Source organism: Pseudorhodoferax sp. Leaf267, from assembly GCF_001422405.1.
Taxonomy (GTDB): domain Bacteria; phylum Pseudomonadota; class Gammaproteobacteria; order Burkholderiales; family Burkholderiaceae_C; genus Pseudorhodoferax.
The window spans coordinates 122,731-142,131 of the sequence record NZ_LMMV01000021.1 but is presented as its reverse complement, the minus strand read 5'-3'; the positions used below and the strand labels follow the sequence as shown (position 1 = coordinate 142,131).

Here is a 19,401-nt window from a genome sequence, read left to right as displayed (position 1 = left end):
CCCAATGTCTTTTCCAGGAGTTCGCACATGATCACCAGCCACATCAAAAGCTTGCTTGTTGCCACCCAGTTCGCCGTGCTCGCCATTGCCGGGTCTGCATCTGCAACGACGGGCAAGGTCTACGTTGCCGATGAAGGGGCGAACACGGTCAGCGTCATCGACGCGGCAGGCTTCAAGCAGACTGGCAGCATCCCGGTCGGGCTGGGTCCGCACAACGTGCAGGTCTCCCCCGACGGCAAATGGGTGTGGGTTACCAACAATGGTGAGCCCGCCAAGGCGGCCGAGATGCCGGCCAAGTCAATGCCAAAGGCCGAGCACGGGGCGATGGCGGGTGCCGGCGCGGTGTGGGTCATCGATGCCAGCACCGATGCGGTCGTCGCCAAGGTGCCCGTGGGCAAGCATCCGGCCCATGTGGTGGTGGCAGACGATGGGCGAACCGCCTACATCACCAATGGCGGCGACAACACCGTCAGCGTCGTGGACACCGCGGCTCGGCGCGTCGTCGGGGTCATCGCTGTTGGTGCATCGCCCCACGGCCTTCGAATCACGCCTGATGGCAAACAGGTCTGGGTTGCCAATCTCAAGGACGGCACGGTGTCGGTCATCGATGCAGAGGGACAAAAGCCTGTCGCTCACATCGCGGCAGGGAAAGGCCCGGCGCAGGTAGGTTTCACGCCGGACGGCCGTTGGGGCTTTGTATCGTTGTCTGGCGAAAACAAGGTCGCGGTGATCGATCCGGTCAGCCGCAAGGTGATCCGCAAAATTGCAGTCGGACCTGTGCCGATCCAGGTGCACGCAACGCCTGACAGCAAGCTTGTACTGGTCGCCAACCAAGGCACGCCGAAGAAGCCGGGCACGACCGTCAGCGTGATCGACGTGGGGAGCATGAAGGTGGCCGGGACGATCACGACCGGCGCCGGGGCACATGGGGTGGCAGTGGATCAGGAAGGGCGGTACGCCTTCGTGACCAACACGTACACCAACACCGTGTCGGTCATCGACATTGCCAATCGCAAGATGGTCGCGACGGTGCCCGTCGGCAGAGGCCCGAACGGCATCAGCGTGGGACCATGAAGGCGGCGCGACCCCGCACAAGCGAGCTGGGACCTGTACAGCTGGGGTGGCTGGCGGGCTCGGTCTTCATCGTGTCCGCCGGCTATGGGGCACTGTTGCCAGTGTTGCCGGGGTGGCTGATGTCAGTGGTGCCGAATGCGAGCGCCGCTGAAGTCGCCCGACACGTGGGATTTCTCAGCAGTGTTTACGCGGCGGGCGTTCTGCTCGGGGCACCACTGTGGGGGATCGTCTCGGATCATCTGGGGCGCGACCGCATCCTGATCATCGGGTTTGTCGGGTACGTCACCAGTTCGCTGTTGCTGTTGGCCCCCTTGATCGCCGTTGAGTCGGGTCTCGCGGGCCTGTATGTCCAGCGGGGCGCCACGGGCTTCTTCGTCGCGGCCATCGTGCCTGTGGTGGCTGCGCTGGTGGCCGAACACACGCCCCCGGGCAAGCGGGCGCGGCGCTTCGCATGGTTGGGAGCCATGTCGCTCCTAGGATTCCTGTTCGGCCCCGCACTCAGCGCGGTGGCCAATGCAGTCGGGCCGTGGGTCGCTGGCGCACCGGTCTCCGCGGCGCTGTCGGCCCAGGTTGTCCTGGCGCTATCGGCTTTGCTTGGCGGGGTGATGATGGCGGGGCTGCTGACCAGCTTGCCGGCAGCACCTGTGCATGACGCACCGGCGCAAGCCGAAACGACGAGTCCCTTCCTGGGGCACCCGGTCGCGTTGCTGTGGCTGAGCGCGACGGTGATGTTCGTGCTGGCGGGCTTTGAGTTGGGCATCGTGCTGCAAGGTCAGCATCAGGCCGGCCAGTCTTCGCGACAGGCCGCGATCATGCTCGCCGAGTGCAGTCTCGTCATGTTGGGCATCAACGCACTGCTCTTCGTCACGTCGCTGCTCGAGAAGATTGCTGCACGCGTCTTGATCAGTGCGGGCCTTCTGTTCGCTGTCGCAGGGTTGGCCATCCTGGCTGCCAGTCAAGCAGATGCCTGGATGTACATCGGTGTCAGTTTGACCTCTGCAGGTACTGGTCTGGTGCTGCCAGTGATTGCTTATTCGGCCGCCAAGTCTTCACCGCGAAGGCTGGGCGTCGTGATGGGCGCCCTGACCGCAGCAGCCGGGCTCGGCCAGGCGCTGGGCTCTGCCGCAGGGGGCTGGCTTTTCGGCGTGGTTGACCATCTCAGCTACGGATTGCTGGCGCTGCCGTTGCTTGTTGTGTTAGGACTGCTGCTGGCCCGACCGGACCAGTGGTCATCGCCACCGACGCCGTCACTGATCGCCGACAGCGACGCGACTTCCATGTGGCGAACTGAGCGCCTCGGTATCAAAGCCAGACAAGTTGGCGATGCGGTCATTGGCATGCCGGAGTTCCACGTGGCGATTTTCGCGCTGCTGCTCAATTTCGCATGGGAGATCTTGCAAGCGCCCTTGTATGCCGGCATGGCCGACATGCCGCACGCGCAGGCGACACGGGCGTGCTTGCAGGCTTCCGTCGGCGACGCGGTGATCATGCTGCTTGTGTACGGCGTCGTCGCTGTTGCCGCGCGCTGCCGCAGCTGGATCGTGGCGGCGACTCGCTGGCAGCTGGCCTTGTTCATCGCGGTCGCCGTTTCGATCACCGCCGTCATCGAATGGCTGGCGACGCACGGCCATTGGATCGGGAGCTGGAGTTACATGCCGACGATGCCGCTGGTGCCCGGCACCCGCATCGGCCTGGTGCCTCTGCTGCAATGGGTGGTGGTGCCGCTGCTGACCGCGTGGTTCGTGCGGCGGCAACTCGCCCGTCGTCCGGAAACTGTCGCTCAGGAAGCGATCGCCTCGTGACCGGATAGCCCTTCGAGAATGGGGCAGTCTGGGCGGTGGTCACCTTGGCAGCAATCGGCCAAGTGCTTCAGAGAGTCGCGCATTTCAGCCATGGCCGCCATGCGGCGCTCCAGGTCAGCCACATGACGCAGGGCAATGCGTTTCACGTCGGCACTGGCGCGGCCGCTGTTCTGCCAAAGCTTCAACAACTCGGCGATCTCGGCCATGCTGAACCCCAGATCGCGCGCGCGGCGTATGAAGCGCAGCGTGTGCACTTCCTTGTCGCCGTAAAGACGGTACCCAGCCTCGGTGCGCGCCACCGTCGGCAGCAGACCGAGCGACTCGTAGTGCCGCACCATCTTGGCGGAGACACCCGAACGCGCAGCGGCCTCGCCGATGTTGAATTGCGCGGCGTTGTTCATCGCGGTGCTCCCTTCCAGCGCCGCAGCAGCAGCGCGTTGCCGACCACACTGACACTGCTGAAAGCCATCGCCGCACCCGCGATCACCGGGCTCAGCAAGCCGAACGCGGCCAACGGAATGCCCACCACGTTGTAGATGAAGGCCCAGAAAAGGTTCTGCCGGATCTTGGCGTAAGTGCGGCGCGAGATGTCGATGGCATCGGCCACCAACGCCGGGTCGCCGCGCATCAGCGTGATGCCCGCCGTGTGCATCGCAACGTCGGTTCCCGTGGACATGGCGATGCCGACGTCGGCAATGGCCAGCGCGGGCGCGTCGTTGATGCCGTCCCCGACCATCGCGACGCGTTCGCCACCGGCTTTCAGCTTCGCCACGATGTCGGCCTTGTGCTCGGGCAACACGTCGGCATGCACATCGGTGATGCCCAGCGCCTGCGCCACGCCTTTTGCGCTGCCCGCGTTGTCGCCCGTGATGAGCGCCGAGCGGATGCCCAACTGCTGCAATGCACGGACGGCCGCTGCCGCACTGGCCTTCGGGGCGTCGCCAAACGCCAGCAGGCCCAGCAGACGTGGTAGGGACGGTGGCAAGGCGGGTGTCTGTTCCGATGCGCTTGCTGGTGGACTGGATGGCAACCCGGAAGACGGCACCTCGGCCAGCCAAGACACCGTGCAGCCACGCGCCTGCCATTCGGCCGCCGCGTCGGCGAGCGTCGTCGTGTCCACCTTCAGCTCCTGCATGAAGCGGCTGCTGCCCAGCCGCAGCTCGCGCCCCTCCACGACGGCCGCGACACCACGGCCCGACACGGCGCGCACGGCTGTTGCGGGCGCCATGGCCAGCCCTTCGCTTCTTGCCGTGTTCAGCACGGCCGAAGCCAGCGGATGCTCGCTGCCGGCCTGCACCGCAGCGCTGGCAGACAGGAGCGCGGCCCGGTCGGTCCACGCGGCTGGCACCGCTGCCGTCAGCTCCGGCTTGCCGACGGTCAACGTGCCGGTCTTGTCGAAGGCCACCACCGTCACGCCATGCGCCACTTCCAGAGCCTCGGCATCCTTGATGAGGATGCCCACCTTGGCGGCGGCGCCGGTTCCCACCATGATGGCCGTCGGCGTGGCCAGGCCCAGTGCGCAGGGGCAGGCGATCACCAGGACCGCCACGGCGTTCAGGATGGCCGCTTCCCAGTCGCCCGTGGTCAAGCCCCAGCCCAGCACGGTGACCAGCGCGATGCCGATCACCACCGGCACGAAGACCGCGCTCACCCGATCCACGAGCCGCTGGATAGGCGCTTTCTTGGCCTGTGCCGATTCGACCAGGCGCACGATGCGCGCCAGCGTCGACTCAGCACCCACTGCCGTCGTTTCCACGATCAGGAGGCCTTCACCGTTCACCGCGCCGCCGGTGACCCTGTCGCCGCCGTGCTTGGCTACCGGCAGGCTCTCACCCGTGATCAGCGATTCATCGACGTCGCTGCTGCCCTCGACCACCTGGCCATCCACCGGCAGGCGCTCGCCAGGGCGGACAACCACGAGGTCGCCGACGCGCACCTGCGCCACGGGCACCTCGGTATCGGCGCCGTCCCTGCGCACGCGGGCGGTCTCGGGGCGCAAGGCATTCAGCGCCCGGATGGCTTCGGTGGTCTGGCGCTTGGCGCGCGTTTCCATCCATTTGCCCAGTAGCACCAGCGTGATCACCACGGCCGAGGCCTCGAAGTACAACTGCATGCTCTGGTTGCCATAGCGCAGCAGTTGCACCACGCTCAGACCGTAGCCGGCACTCGTGCCCAGGGCGACCAGCAAGTCCATGTTGCCGCTTCCCGCCTTGAGCGCCTTCCAGCCCGCACGGTAGAAGCGGGCGCCCAACCAGAATTGCACTGGCGTGGCCAGTGCGAGCTGGATCCAGCCGGGGAGCATCCAATGCTGGCCAAACAGCAGGCCGACCATCGGCAACACCAGCGGTGCCGAGAGGGCCGCAGCGACCGCCACGGGCCACCATTCCGACGTTCGCCCGGTGGCTGCGCCGGCCCCGGCGTCCCCCCCGGACTCGGCATGCCGTGGCCGCGCCACGTAGCCCGCGCGCTCCACTGCAGCAATGAGCGCTGCCTCGTCGATCTGGCGCGTGGCCAGCGTGACGGACGCCGACTCGGTGGCCAGGTTCACTTCGGCCCGCAACACGCCCGGAACGCGCAGCAGGGCCTTCTCGACACGCGACACACACGACGCGCAGGTCATCCCGTCGATGGCCAGCGTCACGCTGCTTTCGCCGACCGTGTAGCCCGCCTTCTCGACGGCAGCGCGAAGGTCCGCGAGGTCGAGGTCCGGGGCCGTCCGGACGCTGGCCGTCTCGGTCGCCAGATTCACACTGGCTTCGACCACGCCGGGCAGTTTCTGCAAGGCGCGCTCGACGCGTCCCACGCATGAAGCGCAGGTCATGCCTTCGATGGGCAGGCTCCAGTCGAGCAGAGCGCCTGGCTGAAGGGGTGCGATGGCAGAGTTCATGGTGGAGAGCCCGAGGTTGCGTATGGTGGCCAAGTTTCAGGCTTCCCATCATGGGAATGTCAAAACATGCCGCGCCAGAAACCCTTCATGGAACAGGGACTGCCACAAATCGCTTGACCCTACCACCGTGGCAAGGTCGAACATTCCTGCTTTCACCACCTGAAGGTCCACCATGCTCGAACTGACGCTCCCCACCATGACATGCGGCCATTGCGTCAGCGTCGTCACCAAGGCCATCAAGCAGACCGACCCGCAGGCTGTGGTCGAGATCGACCTCGCCCGCCACAGCGTGCGCGTCGAGACCACTGAAGACCGTGAGACGATCGAGGCGGCGATTGTCGAGGCGGGATACGTGCCAGGGTGACGACCAAAGACCATCGGCCAGGGTGCTTCCTTACATTGCGCTGTATCGCGCTCCTACGCGGTCGCGAGCGGCGAGATGTAGATTGAGGCGGGATAGTGCTGCGACTAGCTTCCGACGATGGGAGAGCACTTTTGCAGTTAAGTCAGCCAGGCCGCCATGGTGCACGTCGTACACAACCCGTTATTTGGAGAGCTTGATGAAACACAAGATGTGTACCCTAAAGGCCACGTGCCTTGTCCCGTTGATGGCCCTTTGGGTTGCAGCAGCTCAGGCCCAAACAGCTCCTGCAACGGCGCCGTCCGCTAGCATGCCCATGGGACAGATGCACAAGGGCGCGGCCGGTCCGCATGACATGAAGGCGTCCATGATGATGGGCATGGACGCCATGCAGAAGATGCCGATGACGGGTGATACCGACAAAGACTTCGCCATGATGATGAAGATCCACCACCAGCAAGCGTTGAACATGGCAGAGATGGAACTTGCCAGCGGAAAGTCGCCCGAAATGAAGGCCATGGCCAAGCAGATCATCGTCGCTCAGAAGAAAGAGATGGCGCAGTTCGACAAGTGGCTCGCCAAGCAAAAGTAGATTGGCGTAGGAGCACCAGATCGCGCTGTACGGCCAGAAACTGGTGCGGGTTGTGGCGAACACCGGATGACAAATTTGTCATCTGCCTTGCGCCGCTAGGTCAACCTTGGACTGATACAGTTGCGCTGATGTTGAGTTGTAGTGACCTCTTCGCCAGCCCTTCGCGATTTCCTTTTTGAAGTTCCGCTCGGTAAGTTGCCACCTGCTCTTCGCACTTGTCCCCTGTGAACCAACTCCGTTTTTGGCTGCTGATCCTTCTGTGCGCGCTCCTCCCATTGAGGGGCGTGATGGCGGCTGCTATGCTGTGCCCGCCTGGAGTTGACGGCGCGCCGAGTGCTCAGATGATGGTGGTCAAAGAGGCGCCAGCAGGCCTTGGGCACGGAGGGGCATCGACGCACGCACACGACCAGGCGACACCAGATGCACCCCATGCCGTGCACGATCACTCCGATTCCACATCGGCTCAAGATAAGTGCACCATGTGTGCAGCGTTCTGCTCGCTGACCCCGGCGCCTCTGGGACATTCCATCGTCGTAGCGTCTGCGAACATGGCGACGGAGCCTGCTCCATTCCTTCGCGTCCAACCCCCGAGCTTCGTTCCGGGTGGTCTTGAGCGCCCACCACGAACCATCTGACCCTGCGAGGCCTCCGATAGAGGCCTGATGGGGCTCGCGCGTGCACCGCGCGGGCACGTGCCGACCTGACCGTCGGCGTTCAAGATGTCTTCGAACCATGAAAAACTTTCTTCCGTGGCTGGCGCCTACCGTGGCGCTGAGCCTGCCGTTGGGCGTTCTTGCCCAACCAAGTTCTGACGCCCAAACGGCCACTCCTTCGCCACAGCTGTCCTACCAGTCCGCTTTCTCCGACTACAAGCCGTGGACGGACATCAAGGCGGGCGACTGGCGCCGGCTGAACGACGATGTGGGCAAGGCACCCGGCGGATCTGGCCACGGCAGTGGTGCCGCCCCCGCCTCGCATGTGCCAGGCCAGATGCCTGGTCACGCTATGCCGATGCACCAGGGCCATCAGGGCCATCCGATGCCAGGAGCCAAACCATGATGCGCCTCACCGTGGCAGCCAGCGCTGTCCTGGTCCTGGCAGGCTGCGCTTCCTACTCGCCCGACGGCGGCATGGGCCGCGTGTCCGATCTCACCAAGGAGAGGACCGGGCAGTCGGTCGCCCTGCAGCGAACCGATCAGGATTCGAGTGCAGCCAGGCTGCGCGTCGCAGACCTCCTGAAGCAGCCCTTGAGCGCAGACACCGCTGTCGAACTGGCGCTGCTCAACAACCGTGGGCTGCAGGCCAACCTCCAGCAGCTCGGCATCGCCGAGGCCAGTCTGGTGCAGGCGGGCCGGCTCCCCAATCCCTTGCTGAGTTTCGGACGGATGTCGGGTTCCGGTGTCGTCGAGATCGAGCGCGCGGTGATGTTCAACATCCTGAGCATCATCACCATGCCGAGAGCGACGCAGATGCAGCAGCGCAACTTCGAGCAGGCGCAATTCCAGGCCGCCTACGAAGCCGTTGGCGTCGCGTCGGAGACGCGTCGAGCTTACTTCGGCGCCGTGGCGGCACAGGAGCTGGTGCGCTACTACAGCCAGGTGAAGGAAGCAGCCGATGCTTCGAACGAGCTGGCCCGGCGCATGGTGTTGGCCGGCAATTTCAACAAGTTGGCGCAGATGCGCGAGCAGGCGTTCTATGCCGACGCGACGGCGAGCCTGGCCAGAGCGCAGCAGCAAGCCCAAGCCGAGCGCGAGCGATTGATCAGGCTGCTCGGCTTGTCGGGAGAGCAACTCGGCTTCAAGCTGCCTGACCGGCTGCCCGATCTGCCGAAAGCACCAACGCAGCCGGTGGATGCCGAGCGGACAGCTCTGGAAAAACGGCTGGACGTGTTGATGGCCAAGCGCGCGGCGGCCTCTACTGCAAGCGCCTATGGACTCACCAAGGCCACCCGCTTCATCAACGTGCTGGAGGTGGGCTACACCAACAAGAGCGAGAGCGGTAGCCCGCGGGCGAACGGGTTCGAGATCGAACTGGAGCTTCCCTTGTTCGACTTCGGATCGGTGCGGACCAACCGGGCCGAAGCGGTGTACATGCAGGCGGTGCATCGCACAGCGGAAGTGGCCGTCAATGCCCAGTCCGAGGTGCGCGAATCCTACGGAGCCTACCGCACGGCCTTCGACCTGGCCAGGCACTACCGCGACGAGGTCGTGCCGCTGCGCAAGCGCATCTCCGAAGAAAACCTGCTGCGCTACAACGGCATGCTGATCAGCGTTTTCGAGCTGCTGTCCGACTCGCGCGAACAGGTGCGTGGGGTTGCGGATTACGTGCAAGCCCTGCGCGACTTCTGGGTCGCCGAAACCAATCTGCAGAGCGCATTGACGGGCCGCTCACCGGGCGGCAGTGCGTTGGGTGCTGCGCCCGGCGGTGCCTCCGAAGCGGCCGCTGGCCATTGAAAGAAATCCACATGTCGAACCGCAGAAACTTCTTCAAGACGGCCGGTGCCGTCGCCCTGGGCGCCGCGGCTGTCAGCCGCGTCGGTGCCGCATCCCTGCCGGAGGCGATCTACCAGACGTCGCCGGCCATGCAACCCTTGCTGATGCCCAGCACGGGCCGGCCCTACAACCCGGTGGCCACGCTCAATGGGTGGAGTCTTCCCTGGCGCATGAACAATGGCGTGAAGGAATTTCATCTGGTGGCCGAACCGGTCGTGCGAGAGTTCGCACCGGGCATGAAGGCCAACCTGTGGGGCTACAACGGCTCCAGCCCAGGCCCGACCATCGAAGCGGTCGAAGGCGACCGCGTGCGCATCTTCGTCACCAACAAGCTGCCCGAGCACACCACGGTGCACTGGCACGGCATCATGCTGCCAAGCGGCATGGATGGCGTCGGCGGCCTCACGCAACCGCACATCCCCGTGGGCAAGACCTTCGTCTACGAGTTCACGCTGCTGCGCGCCGGCACGCACATGTACCACCCGCATGCGGACGAGATGACGCAGATGGCCATGGGCATGATGGGCATGTTCGTCATCCATCCCAAGGACCAGCGGCAGATGCGCGTGGACCGGGACTTCGTCTTCCTGCTTGCGTCCTACGACATCGAGCCCGGGGCCGCCACGCCGAAGACCGCCGAGATGACGAATTTCAACATGTGGACCTGGAACAGCCGCGTGTTCCCGGGCATCGACAGCCTGGTGTGCCGCACCGGCGACCGGGTGCGCGTGCGCGTTGGCAACCTGACGATGACCAACCACCCGATCCACATGCACGGGCCGCACTTCTATGTGACCGGCACGGACGGCGGCTGGGTGCCGCCCTCGGCCCGGTGGCCGGAGGTGACGACCGACATCGCGGTAGGCCAGATGCGGGCTTTCGAGTTCGATGCTGCCGCAGGCGATTGGGCAATCCACTGTCACAAGTCGCACCACACGATGAATGCCATGGGGCACGACGTGCCCAACATGATTGGCGTCGACCACAAGGGCGTGGCCGAGCGCATCACCAAGCTGGTACCCGACTACATGGTGATGGGCGACAAGGGCATGGCCGACATGGGCTCCATGGAAATGCCACTGCCCGACAACACCTTGCCCATGATGACGGGCACCGGGCCTTTCGGTCCCATTGAGATGGGGGGCATGTTCAGCGTCGTGAAGGTGCGCGATGACGTGAGGCCTGGCGACTACAAGGAGCCTGCACCTTACAAGCACCCGGCCGGCACCGTGTCCTATGAGTTCAACGGCGAAGTCCAACAACCTGCCCGCGCACCCTCGCCCGCAGCGGACGCCAACACGCTCAACGTGCGCAAGCCTTCCGGCGCGCACACCGGTCACTAATTAACTCCCACCTGAAAGGAATCACACCATGCCATTCGCAACCAAGAACCTTCTCGTCGTCATCGCAACCGTCGGCGCACTTTCTGCCACCTCGTTGTCGTTCGCCCACGGCGACGAAACACACAGCGCGCGCAAGTTCGATGCGTCCAAGGTCGAGGCGACGGCCTTTGGCCAGGAAGGCGATCCCAAGAAGGCAACGCGCACCATCACGGTCGACATGGCCGACACGATGCGATTCAGCCCGGCGGACATCACCGTCAAGCGCGGCGAGATCGTCAAGATCGTGCCCAGGAACAAGGGCCAGGTGCTGCACGAGATGGTGCTCGGCACCCCTGCGGAACTCAAGAAGCACGCCGAGCAGATGAAGAAGAACCCCGGCATGGAGCACGACGAGGCCTACATGGCCCACGTCAAGCCCGGCCAGAGCGGCGAGATCGTGTGGCAGTTCACCCAGGCGGGCGAGTTTCAATTCGCCTGCTTGCTGCCCGGGCATTTTGAAGCCGGCATGGTCGGCAAGGTGACCGTCAAGTGAAGCGCCGCAACGTCGTCCTTGCGCTGGCTGTGGGTGCGGCGGCGCATGGCCTGCCGGCCCTTGCCGCCACGTCCCTTCCGCCGATGGAGGTGTTCAAGAGCCCGACTTGCGGTTGCTGTGGCGCTTGGGTGGATCACCTGAAGGCGGCTGGCTTTGTAGTGAAGGTCACAGAGGTGCAGGACCCTTCGAACACGCGCCGCAAGTACGGCTTGCCGGACAAGTTCGGCAGTTGTCACACCGGCATCGTCAACGGATACGTGGTCGAAGGCCACGTACCTGCGGCCGAGGTCAAGCGCCTGCTTGCCATGAAGCCGCCCGCCATCGGGCTCACCGTACCGGACATGCCGGTCGGGTCGCCCGGGATGGAGATGGGGGATACCCGAGACCCCTACGTCGTTCTGCTGATCGACAAGCGTGGGCGCGAGACCGTCTTTGCCCGCTATCCGCAATCTTGAAGGAAACCACCATGAAGCTCTCTCACATCCTCGCCGCTGCCGTTCTCGCCACCACCCTTGGCGCACAGGCGCAAACCCAAACCGCACCAGCATCGGCAGCCGCTCCCCTGGTCGAGGGTGAGGTCCGGAAAATCGACAAGGAGCAGGGCAAGATCTCCCTGCGCCACGGGCCGATTCCGAACCTCGACATGGGCGCCATGAGCATGGTGTTTCGCGTCGCGGACCCCAAGATGCTCGACACAGTGAAGGACGGCGACAAGGTGAAGTTCACGGCTGACAAGATCAACGGTGCGTTCACGGTCATGTCCATCCAGACCACCAACTGAGGCCGAGGCTGAGCCACCGGCGCTAGACTGCGCACCTCCATGAACCGACGCTTGTTCCGCCGCCTGACCACCACGTTCTGCGTGGTGCTCTCGCTGCTGTTCGCGCAGCTGGCGTTGGCGAACTATGTGTGCCCGACCCAGCAGACTGCAGCCGCCATGGCCGAGAGGATGGCCGCAGGCGAGCCTTGCGAGGGCATGGACGCGGAGCAGCCGGCCCTGTGCGCGCAGTTTTCTGCTGGTGCGCCGCAGTCGCTGGACACCGTGAAGGTCCCGGCGGTGGCGGCGCCGCTGCTGCTGCAGCTGTTCGTGCTGCCATTCACGCTGCAGCCCGCAGACGCGCAGGCCATCCGCTGGACGGCCGCACCGTTGGCGCGGCCACCGCCGGCCGCCGTCTTCCTCGCCACGCTGCGACTCCGGGTTTGAATCTCTCCGTTGACTGACAGGCGCCGGTGCGGCACGACCGCATCCGGCATCGCTGCCATTCGTTCACGGAGTTTTCATGCCCATACTTTTTTTCATGCGCACAGCCGCCATGGCTGTCTCGTTGTTGCCCGCTTTTGCAGGGGCGGAATCTTTCACGCTCGACGAAGCCCTGCGCCAGGCCGTTCAACGGTCTGAAGCCGCCAGGGCCGCGCGCGCCGGCGTGCTCGGCGCCACCGAGGCCGCACGCGCCGCGGGCCAACTGCCCGACCCGGTGCTGCGCGCCGGCATCGACAACCTGCCCGTCTCCGGCGGCGACCGGTTCAGCACGCGCGATGTGATGACGATGAAGCGCATCGGCGTGGGCCAGGAATGGCTGTCTGCCGAGAAGCGCGCGGCGCGGCAAGCGGCCGCCGATGCGATGGTGGGCCTGGAGGCCGCCTCGCTGCGGACCACCGCAGCCGAGGTCCGCCTGCAGACCGGCCTGGCCTATCTGGATGCCTACTTTGCCGGACAGGCCATGCAGTGGACCGCGCTGAACGAGCGCCACGCCCGGGAGGACCTGGCGGCGGCGCGCGCACGCCAGTCGTCCGCAGCAGGCAGCGCCCACGAGGCGTTGGGATGGGCCGCGGCCTTGGGCATGGTCGAGGACGAATCAGCTGAGTTGCGCCAACAGCAGGCGGCTGCCCACGCGGCGCTGGAACGGTGGGTCGGCGCGCGCGTGGACGTGCTGGCGGCGCCGGCGGCCTTCGACGACGTGACGGAGGCACGCTATGTCGAGCGCCATCCGGCCGTAGTAGCCGCGCAGCGCGGGGTCGTGCTGGCCAGCGATGAAGCGGGTCTCGCCCGCGCGAACCGCAGCCCGAACTGGACCTGGGAGCTGAGCTACGGGCAGCGCGCCGGCTACCCGGACATGGTGTCGGTCGGCGTCAGCATCCCGCTCGCCATCGCCCCCGCCCAGCGGCAGGACCGCGATGTCGCATCGAAGCTCGCGCTGGCCGACAAGGCCGAAGCCAGCAGGGCGGAGGCCGAACGCATGGCCCGTGGCGAGTACCGCGCGCTCGCCAGCGATGCCGTGCGCCTGGCGGGCCGCGTCGACAGTTACCGCGCTGCGGTGCTGGCCCCGGCCCAGCAGCGCACGCAGCTGGTGATGGCGGCGTACCGCTCCAACCAGACTGCGCTGACGGCGCTGTTCGAGTCCCGGCATGCCGAGGTGCAGGCACAGCGCAAGCTACTGACGCTGCAGCGCGATCTGGCCAAGGCGCAGGCCCAACTCGCCCTGAAGCCCATCGTCGACGGGGTCGCACCATGAAGCGCGCAGCACGTATCGCCGCCATGGCGGCAGCCGCCATCTTGCTGGCGGCCGGTGGCTTCTTCGCCGGTCGATCCACCCAGCCTGCAGCGCCCAGCACCGGCATGGGGCCGGCGGCCGCAGCGTCGGCCGATGATCGCACGCCACTGTACTGGCATGACCCCATGGTGCCGGGGCCGCGCTTCGACAAGCCGGGCAAGTCCCCGTTCATGGACATGCAACTGGTGCCCGTCTACGCCGACGCGGCGGGCGATGCCGGCGTGAAGATCAGCCCTGGCGTGCAGCAGAACCTGGGAATGCGCACCGCCATGGTGAAACGCACCGAGGTGACCTCGTCCTTCGAAGCGGTCGGTGCAGTGCAGTTCGATGAACGCTTGAGCGTCGCCGTGCAGAGCCGCGTGTCGGGCTACGTGGAGCGGCTCGCCGTGCGCGCCCCGATGGAGCAGGTCCGCAAGGGCCAGGCGCTCGCCACCCTCTTCGCGCCCGAGTGGTTGGCGCCGCAGAACGAGCTGCTGGCGCTGCAGCGGGCGGGCGCCGCGCCGGATCTCGTCGCCGCGGCCCGCGACCGCATGCGTGCCATGTCGATTCCGGACGCGTTGGTGCAGCAGAGCGAGGCGACAGGCACCGCCCAGGCACGGTTCACCCTGAGCGCCCCCAGCAGCGGCGTAGTGGCAGAGTTGGGCGTGCGCGAGGGTGTGGCGGTGTCGCCCGGTATGACGCTGTTTCGCATCGCGGGCCTGGCGAAGGTCTGGGCGGTGGCAGAAGTGCCGGAGGCCCAGGCCGTGCGGCTCGTGCGCGGCCAGAAGGTGCGGGCCGCGCTGCAAGCCGACCCGTCGCAGGCGTTCGAGGGGCAGCTCAAGGAAATACTGCCCCAGATCAGCGCGAGCACCCGCACGCTGCAGGCGCGCTTCGAGGTAGACAACACGGCGGGCAGGCTGGTCCCGGGCATGCTGCTCAAACTGCAGGTGGCAGGTGCCACGGCCTCGCGCCTGGTCGTGCCGGCCGAAGCCGTCATCCGCACGGGTATGCGCGCCGTGGTCATCGTGCGGCAGGAGGGGGGCGCCTTCGCGCCGCGTGAGGTCACGCTCGGCGCCGATCTGGGCGAGCAGCTCGAAGTGCTGCAAGGCCTGCGCGAGGGTGACGAAGTGGTGACCAGCGGCCAGTTCCTCATCGACTCCGAGGCGCGGCTCAAGTCGGTGCTGGGCGCCATGGGTGCTGCGTCGCCCATGCCCGCAGCGGCTGCTGCGTCGGCGCCGGTCGGTGTCTACCGCGCCAGCGGCAAGGTGGAGAGTGCCGATGCCGGCGGCATCACCATCTCGCATGGCCCGGTGCCCGCGCTGCAATGGCCGGCGATGACCATGGGGTTCGGCAAGGCGGATGCGGGTGCTTTCGCGGGCATCAAGCCAGGCGACACCGTCGACTTCACATTCAAGGGGGGTGGCCCCATGGATTGGGAGCTGGTGAGCGTGCAGAAAGCCGGAGCTGCGAAGTGATTGCCGCACTCATCCGATGGTCCATCGGCAACCGCTTTCTTGTGCTGCTCGCGACCGTCGCGCTGGTAGCTGCGGGCCTGTGGTCCGTTGCGCGCACCCCGGTGGATGCACTTCCCGACCTCTCGGACACCCAGGTCATCGTGCGCACCACCTACCCCGGCAAGCCGCCGCAGGTGGTGGAAGACCTGGTCACCTACCCGCTGACCACGACGATGCTGAGCGTGCCAGGGGCCAAGACGGTGCGCGGCTACAGCTTCTTCGGCGACTCGTTCGTCTACATCCTGTTCGACGACAAGACCGATCCGTACTGGGCGCGCTCGCGCGTTGTCGAATACCTGAACCAGGTGCAGGGCAGGTTGCCGCCGGGGGCCACGGCGGCGCTCGGGCCCGATGCGACGGGTGTGGGCTGGGTCTACATGTACGCGCTGGTCGACCGCACCGGCAAGAACGACCTGGGGCAGCTGCGTGCGCTGAACGACTGGTTCCTGAAGTTCGAGTTGAAGACCGTGCCGGACGTGGCCGAGGTTGCCAGCGTGGGCGGCATGGTGCGCCAGTACCAGGTGGTGCTGGATGCGGACAGGATGCGCGCGCTCGGGGTGACGCAGCGCATGGTCGTCGAGGCTCTGAAGAATGCGAATCAAGCCTCGGGCGGCTCCGTCGTCGAGATGGCCGAGACCGAGTACATGGTGCGCTCGCAGGGCTTTCTGAAGTCGCTGGACGACTTCCGCTCCATCCCGCTGTCTGCCAGCGGCGCCACGCCCGTGCTGCTGCGTGATGTGGCCTTCGTGCAGCTGGGGCCGGAGATGCGGCGCGGCGTTGCCGAGCTGGACGGGGAGGGCGAGGTTGCCGGTGGTGTGGTGGTCATGCGCTCGGGCAAGAACGCGCGCTCGACCATCGAGGCCGTCAAGGCCAAACTGGCCGGGTTGAAGGCCAGCCTGCCGCCCGGCGTGGAGGTGGTGGAGACCTACGACCGGTCCAGGCTGATCGACCGGGCCGTGACCACGCTGCGCGAGAAGCTGGTGGAAGAGTTCGTCGTGGTGGCGCTGGTGTGCGCAGTGTTCCTGTTCCACCTGCGCTCCGCGCTGGTCGCGGTGGTGACGCTGCCGGTGGGGGTGCTGACCGCCTTCACCGTGATGCACTGGCAGGGCATCAGCGCCAACATCCTCAGCCTGGGTGGCATCGCCATCGCCCTGGGCGCCATGGTCGATGCCAGCGTCGTGCTGGTCGAGGCGGCGCACAAGCACCTGGAGCATTTCGAGGCCCTGCACGGCAGGCCGCCAAACGTGATCGAACGCTGGACGCTCATCACGCAGGCCTCGGTCGAAGTGGGGCCGGCGCTGTTCTTCTCGCTGTTGGTCATCACCTTGTCGTTCCTTCCCGTGTTCACGCTGGAGGCGCAGGAGGGCCGGCTGTTCGCTCCCCTGGCGTTCACCAAGACCTATGCCATGGCCGCAGCGGCCGGCTTGTCGGTCACATTGGTGCCAGTGCTGATGGGCTACCTCATCCGAGGGCACATTCCGAAGGAGAGCGCCAACCCGGTGAACCGGGGCCTCATGGCTCTGTACCGGCCGGCGCTCGAAGCGGTGCTGCGCTGGCCCAAGGCGACGCTGGTGGTAGCGACGCTGGTCCTGGCCGTGACGGTTATTCCGTTGTCGCGCCTGGGCGGCGAGTTCATGCCACCGCTGGACGAAGGCGACCTGCTGTACATGCCGTCGGCGCTGCCGGGCCTCTCGATCTCCAAGGCATCGGCATTGCTGCAACAAACCGACCGGTTGATCAAGACCGTGCCGGAGGTGGCACGCGTCTTCGGCAAGGCCGGCCGCGCCGACACGGCGACCGACCCGGCACCGCTAGAAATGTTTGAGACGACTGTGCAGTTCAAGCCGCGCGACCAATGGCGACCGGGCATGACGCCGGACAGGCTGGTCGAGGAGCTGGACCGTGTTGTCCAGGTGCCAGGCCTGTCCAACGTGTGGGTGCCGCCGATCCGCAACCGCATCGACATGCTGGCGACCGGCATCAAGAGCCCTGTCGGCATCAAGGTGGCGGGTGCGGACCTGGTCACCATCGACCGGCTCGCGGCGCAGATCGAATCAGCGGTCAAGGGCGTGCCCGGGGTCTCGTCCGCGCTGGCCGAGCGCCTCACCGGTGGGCGCTACATCGACGTGGATGTCGACCGCGCCGCGGCGGCCCGTTTGGGCCTGTCGGTGGCCGACGTGCAAGCCGTGGTGTCGACCGCCATCGGCGGAGACAACGTCGGCGAAGTCGTGGCCGGCCGCGAGCGCTTCCCCATCAGCGTGCGCTACCCGAGGGAGGTGCGCGACTCGCTCGAACGTCTGCGCCAGCTGCCGTTCGTGACCGAGAAGGGGGCCACGGTACTGTTGCAGGATGTCGCGCGCATTTCCATCCAGGATGGGCCGCCGATGCTGCGCAGCGAGAACGCCCGGCTGTCGGGCTGGGTCTATGTCGATGTGCGCGGGCGCGACCTGCGCTCGGTGGTGCACGGCATGCAGGCCGTCGTCGCCCGCGAGGTGGCGATGCCGGCGGGCTACGCGGTGTCGTGGTCCGGCCAGTTCGAATATCTGGAGCGCGCCACCGAGCGGATGCGCGTCGTCGTGCCGGCCACGCTGGTGCTCATCTTCGCGCTGCTGTACTTACTGTTCCGCTCGGCCGGCGATGCGCTGCTGGTAATGGCGGCCGTACCGTTCTCGCTGGTCGGCGGCTTCTGGCTGGTCTGGGCGCTGGGCCATGCGGTCTCCGTCGCGACGGCGGTGGGCTTCATCGCGCTGGCGGGTCTGGCGGCCGAGTTCGGCGTGGTGATGCTGGTTTATCTGAAGAACGCCCACGCGCACCGGTTGGCGGCCGGCGAGCGCGACGACGAGCAGACCTTGCTGGCTGCCATTCGCGAAGGTGCGGTGCTGCGTGTGCGGCCCAAGGCCATGACGGTCGCCGTGGTCATGGCCGGCTTGCTGCCCATCCTGCTGGGGAAGGGCACGGGGTCGGAGGTGATGACGCGGATCGCCGCGCCGATGGTAGGCGGCATGGTGAGCGCCCCCTTGCTGAGCATGCTGGTGGTGCCGGCGGCGTGGTATCTGGTACACCGGCGCCGTGTGCGGGCCATGGCGTGAGAGGGGTGACAGCTTGCATGGCTGGATCGGGCGCTGTGGCTAGCTGCCGTACCGGTGTAGCGCAGCGTGGCGCTGCCTGTGCGGGTGCTACCGGCGCACGCCAGCCACCGCCGCGTTGACCTGTTCGGCCAGCACGCGCGGATCGACCTCGCGCAGTGGTGCGCCATTGACGAAGAAGGTCGGCGTGGCGCGCACGCCGACCGCCTGCACATCGGCCATGTCCTTCTGCAGCAGCGCGTCGGCCGCCCCCGTGGCGACATGGGCGCGCGCGCGTTCGAGGTCCAGCCCGGCTGCGCGCGCGAACTCCCAGGCGCGGTCGGGGTCGGGGGTGCCGTGGTTCGCCCAGACGGGCTGGCCGTCCATCAGCGCCTGCAGGACCGGCTCGAAGCGGCCCTGCGCGCGCGCTGCCTCCAGGATGCGCACGCCGACGACCGAGGCTTGCTGGTGGAACGGCGTGTAGCGCACCACCAGGCGCACGTCGCGCGGGTGCGCGGCCAGGATCTGCTTGACGTAGGGGTGGAAGGCGCGGCAGGCCTCGCAGGCGGGGTCGAAAAACTCCACGATGGTGACCGGCGCGTTGGCCGGCCCCAGCACCGGCGAATGGGCGCGCACCATAACGCTCTGCTGAGCACCGGCCTGCTCGGCCGCCTGCTGGCGCGTGTGGCGTTGGTAGAGCAGCACGGCGGCGGCGAAGGCGATCAGCGCGACGATCGCGGTGATCAGGACGGTGGTGGTGCGTCGGGTCATGGGGTGGTCTTGGGGCGTGAAAAGAACAGCAGCACGGCGATGGCGGCGAAGGTGGCCAGTGACAGCACGGGCAGCGGCAGGGCGCCCAGGATGGTCATGTCGGCGCCGCTGCAGGGCACGCCCTGGCTGCACGGCGTGATGCGCTCGGGGATCAGCCCGGCGACCAGCAGGCTGTGAAAGCCCGCGACCGCCAGGCCGCCCAGCGCCAGCGGCAGGGCGTAGGCCCAGGCGGCCGCATCCTGGCGCAGGCAGGCCACGCCCAGCACGATGGCCAGCGGGAACATGAACGCGCGCTGGAACCAGCACAGGTTGCAGGGCACCTGCCCCATCACCTCGCCGACGAACAGCACGGCCAGCGTGGCGACGAGCGCCAGCAGCCAGGCGGCGAACAGGGGCCCCCAGCGGGCGCGGGAGGCAGAGGGGTGTGCTGCGGTCAT

18 protein-coding genes are annotated in these 19,401 nt (G+C 66.7%); 14 read left to right on the top strand and 4 right to left on the bottom strand.

The window, feature by feature from the left end; translation table 11 throughout:
* The first annotated feature begins 27 nt into the window (after positions 1–27).
* Positions 28–1,074, top strand: a complete 1,047-nt coding sequence (locus ASF43_RS17775) for a cytochrome D1 domain-containing protein (protein WP_056183841.1) — start codon at positions 28–30, stop codon at positions 1,072–1,074.
* Entirely contained in the window at positions 1,071–2,876 is a 1,806-nt protein-coding gene (locus tag ASF43_RS17770; RefSeq protein WP_082497948.1) for an MFS transporter, read from the top strand. Before ASF43_RS17775 ends, ASF43_RS17770 begins: the two co-directional genes overlap by 4 nt.
* Here ASF43_RS17770 and cueR read toward each other — a convergent pair.
* Positions 2,855–3,277, bottom strand: coding sequence for a Cu(I)-responsive transcriptional regulator (cueR, locus tag ASF43_RS17765; RefSeq protein WP_056183839.1), 423 nt, complete (start codon positions 3,275–3,277; stop codon positions 2,855–2,857). The two genes, ASF43_RS17770 and cueR, sit on opposite strands and share 22 nt — an antisense overlap.
* Positions 3,274–5,763, bottom strand: a complete 2,490-nt coding sequence (locus ASF43_RS17760; protein ID WP_056183837.1) for a heavy metal translocating P-type ATPase — start codon at positions 5,761–5,763, stop codon at positions 3,274–3,276. The genes cueR and ASF43_RS17760 overlap by 4 nt, the downstream gene beginning before the upstream one ends.
* Before the next feature lie 172 nt (positions 5,764–5,935).
* Here ASF43_RS17760 and ASF43_RS17755 point away from each other — a divergent pair, with 172 nt between their 5' ends.
* From ASF43_RS17755 to ASF43_RS17705, 12 genes are all read left to right on the top strand, one after another.
* A complete protein-coding gene (locus ASF43_RS17755) occupies positions 5,936–6,127 on the top strand; it encodes a heavy-metal-associated domain-containing protein (RefSeq protein WP_056183836.1) in 192 nt (63 codons plus the stop codon).
* A 196-nt stretch (positions 6,128–6,323) separates the two neighbouring features.
* A complete protein-coding gene (locus ASF43_RS17750) occupies positions 6,324–6,716 on the top strand; it encodes a DUF305 domain-containing protein (RefSeq protein ID WP_235578290.1) in 393 nt (130 codons plus the stop codon).
* A gap of 732 nt (positions 6,717–7,448) precedes the next feature.
* Positions 7,449–7,775, top strand: coding sequence for a hypothetical protein (locus ASF43_RS30805; protein ID WP_156373388.1), 327 nt, complete (start codon positions 7,449–7,451; stop codon positions 7,773–7,775).
* Positions 7,772–9,169: a TolC family protein gene (locus tag ASF43_RS17745; protein ID WP_200932566.1), complete on the top strand. Its 1,398-nt coding sequence runs from the start codon at positions 7,772–7,774 to the stop codon at positions 9,167–9,169. The genes ASF43_RS30805 and ASF43_RS17745 overlap by 4 nt, the downstream gene beginning before the upstream one ends.
* Positions 9,170–9,180: 11 nt before the next feature.
* Positions 9,181–10,551: a multicopper oxidase family protein gene (locus tag ASF43_RS17740; RefSeq protein ID WP_056183832.1), complete on the top strand. Its 1,371-nt coding sequence runs from the start codon at positions 9,181–9,183 to the stop codon at positions 10,549–10,551.
* A 28-nt stretch (positions 10,552–10,579) separates the two neighbouring features.
* Positions 10,580–11,083: a plastocyanin/azurin family copper-binding protein gene (locus ASF43_RS17735; protein ID WP_056183830.1), complete on the top strand. Its 504-nt coding sequence runs from the start codon at positions 10,580–10,582 to the stop codon at positions 11,081–11,083.
* Entirely contained in the window at positions 11,080–11,538 is a 459-nt protein-coding gene (locus tag ASF43_RS17730; protein ID WP_056183828.1) for a DUF411 domain-containing protein, read from the top strand. Before ASF43_RS17735 ends, ASF43_RS17730 begins: the two co-directional genes overlap by 4 nt.
* A gap of 11 nt (positions 11,539–11,549) precedes the next feature.
* Positions 11,550–11,864, top strand: a complete 315-nt coding sequence (locus tag ASF43_RS17725) for a copper-binding protein (protein ID WP_082497946.1) — start codon at positions 11,550–11,552, stop codon at positions 11,862–11,864.
* A 39-nt stretch (positions 11,865–11,903) separates the two neighbouring features.
* A complete protein-coding gene (locus ASF43_RS17720) occupies positions 11,904–12,287 on the top strand; it encodes a hypothetical protein (RefSeq protein ID WP_156373387.1) in 384 nt (127 codons plus the stop codon).
* Positions 12,288–12,363: 76 nt separating this feature from the next.
* The gene (locus ASF43_RS17715) at positions 12,364–13,596 is read left to right on the top strand and encodes a TolC family protein (RefSeq protein WP_056183824.1); all 1,233 of its coding nucleotides are present in this window, start codon (positions 12,364–12,366) and stop codon (positions 13,594–13,596) included.
* Positions 13,593–15,089, top strand: a complete 1,497-nt coding sequence (locus ASF43_RS17710) for an efflux RND transporter periplasmic adaptor subunit (RefSeq protein WP_056183822.1) — start codon at positions 13,593–13,595, stop codon at positions 15,087–15,089. Before ASF43_RS17715 ends, ASF43_RS17710 begins: the two co-directional genes overlap by 4 nt.
* Entirely contained in the window at positions 15,086–18,217 is a 3,132-nt protein-coding gene (locus ASF43_RS17705) for an efflux RND transporter permease subunit (RefSeq protein WP_056183820.1), read from the top strand. Before ASF43_RS17710 ends, ASF43_RS17705 begins: the two co-directional genes overlap by 4 nt.
* 87 nt (positions 18,218–18,304) lie before the next feature.
* Here the strand turns inward: ASF43_RS17705 and ASF43_RS17700 are convergent, their stop codons facing one another.
* Entirely contained in the window at positions 18,305–18,964 is a 660-nt protein-coding gene (locus ASF43_RS17700) for a thioredoxin domain-containing protein (protein WP_056183819.1), read from the bottom strand.
* A complete protein-coding gene (locus ASF43_RS17695) occupies positions 18,961–19,401 on the bottom strand; it encodes a disulfide bond formation protein B (RefSeq protein WP_056183816.1) in 441 nt (146 codons plus the stop codon). Before ASF43_RS17695 ends, ASF43_RS17700 begins: the two co-directional genes overlap by 4 nt.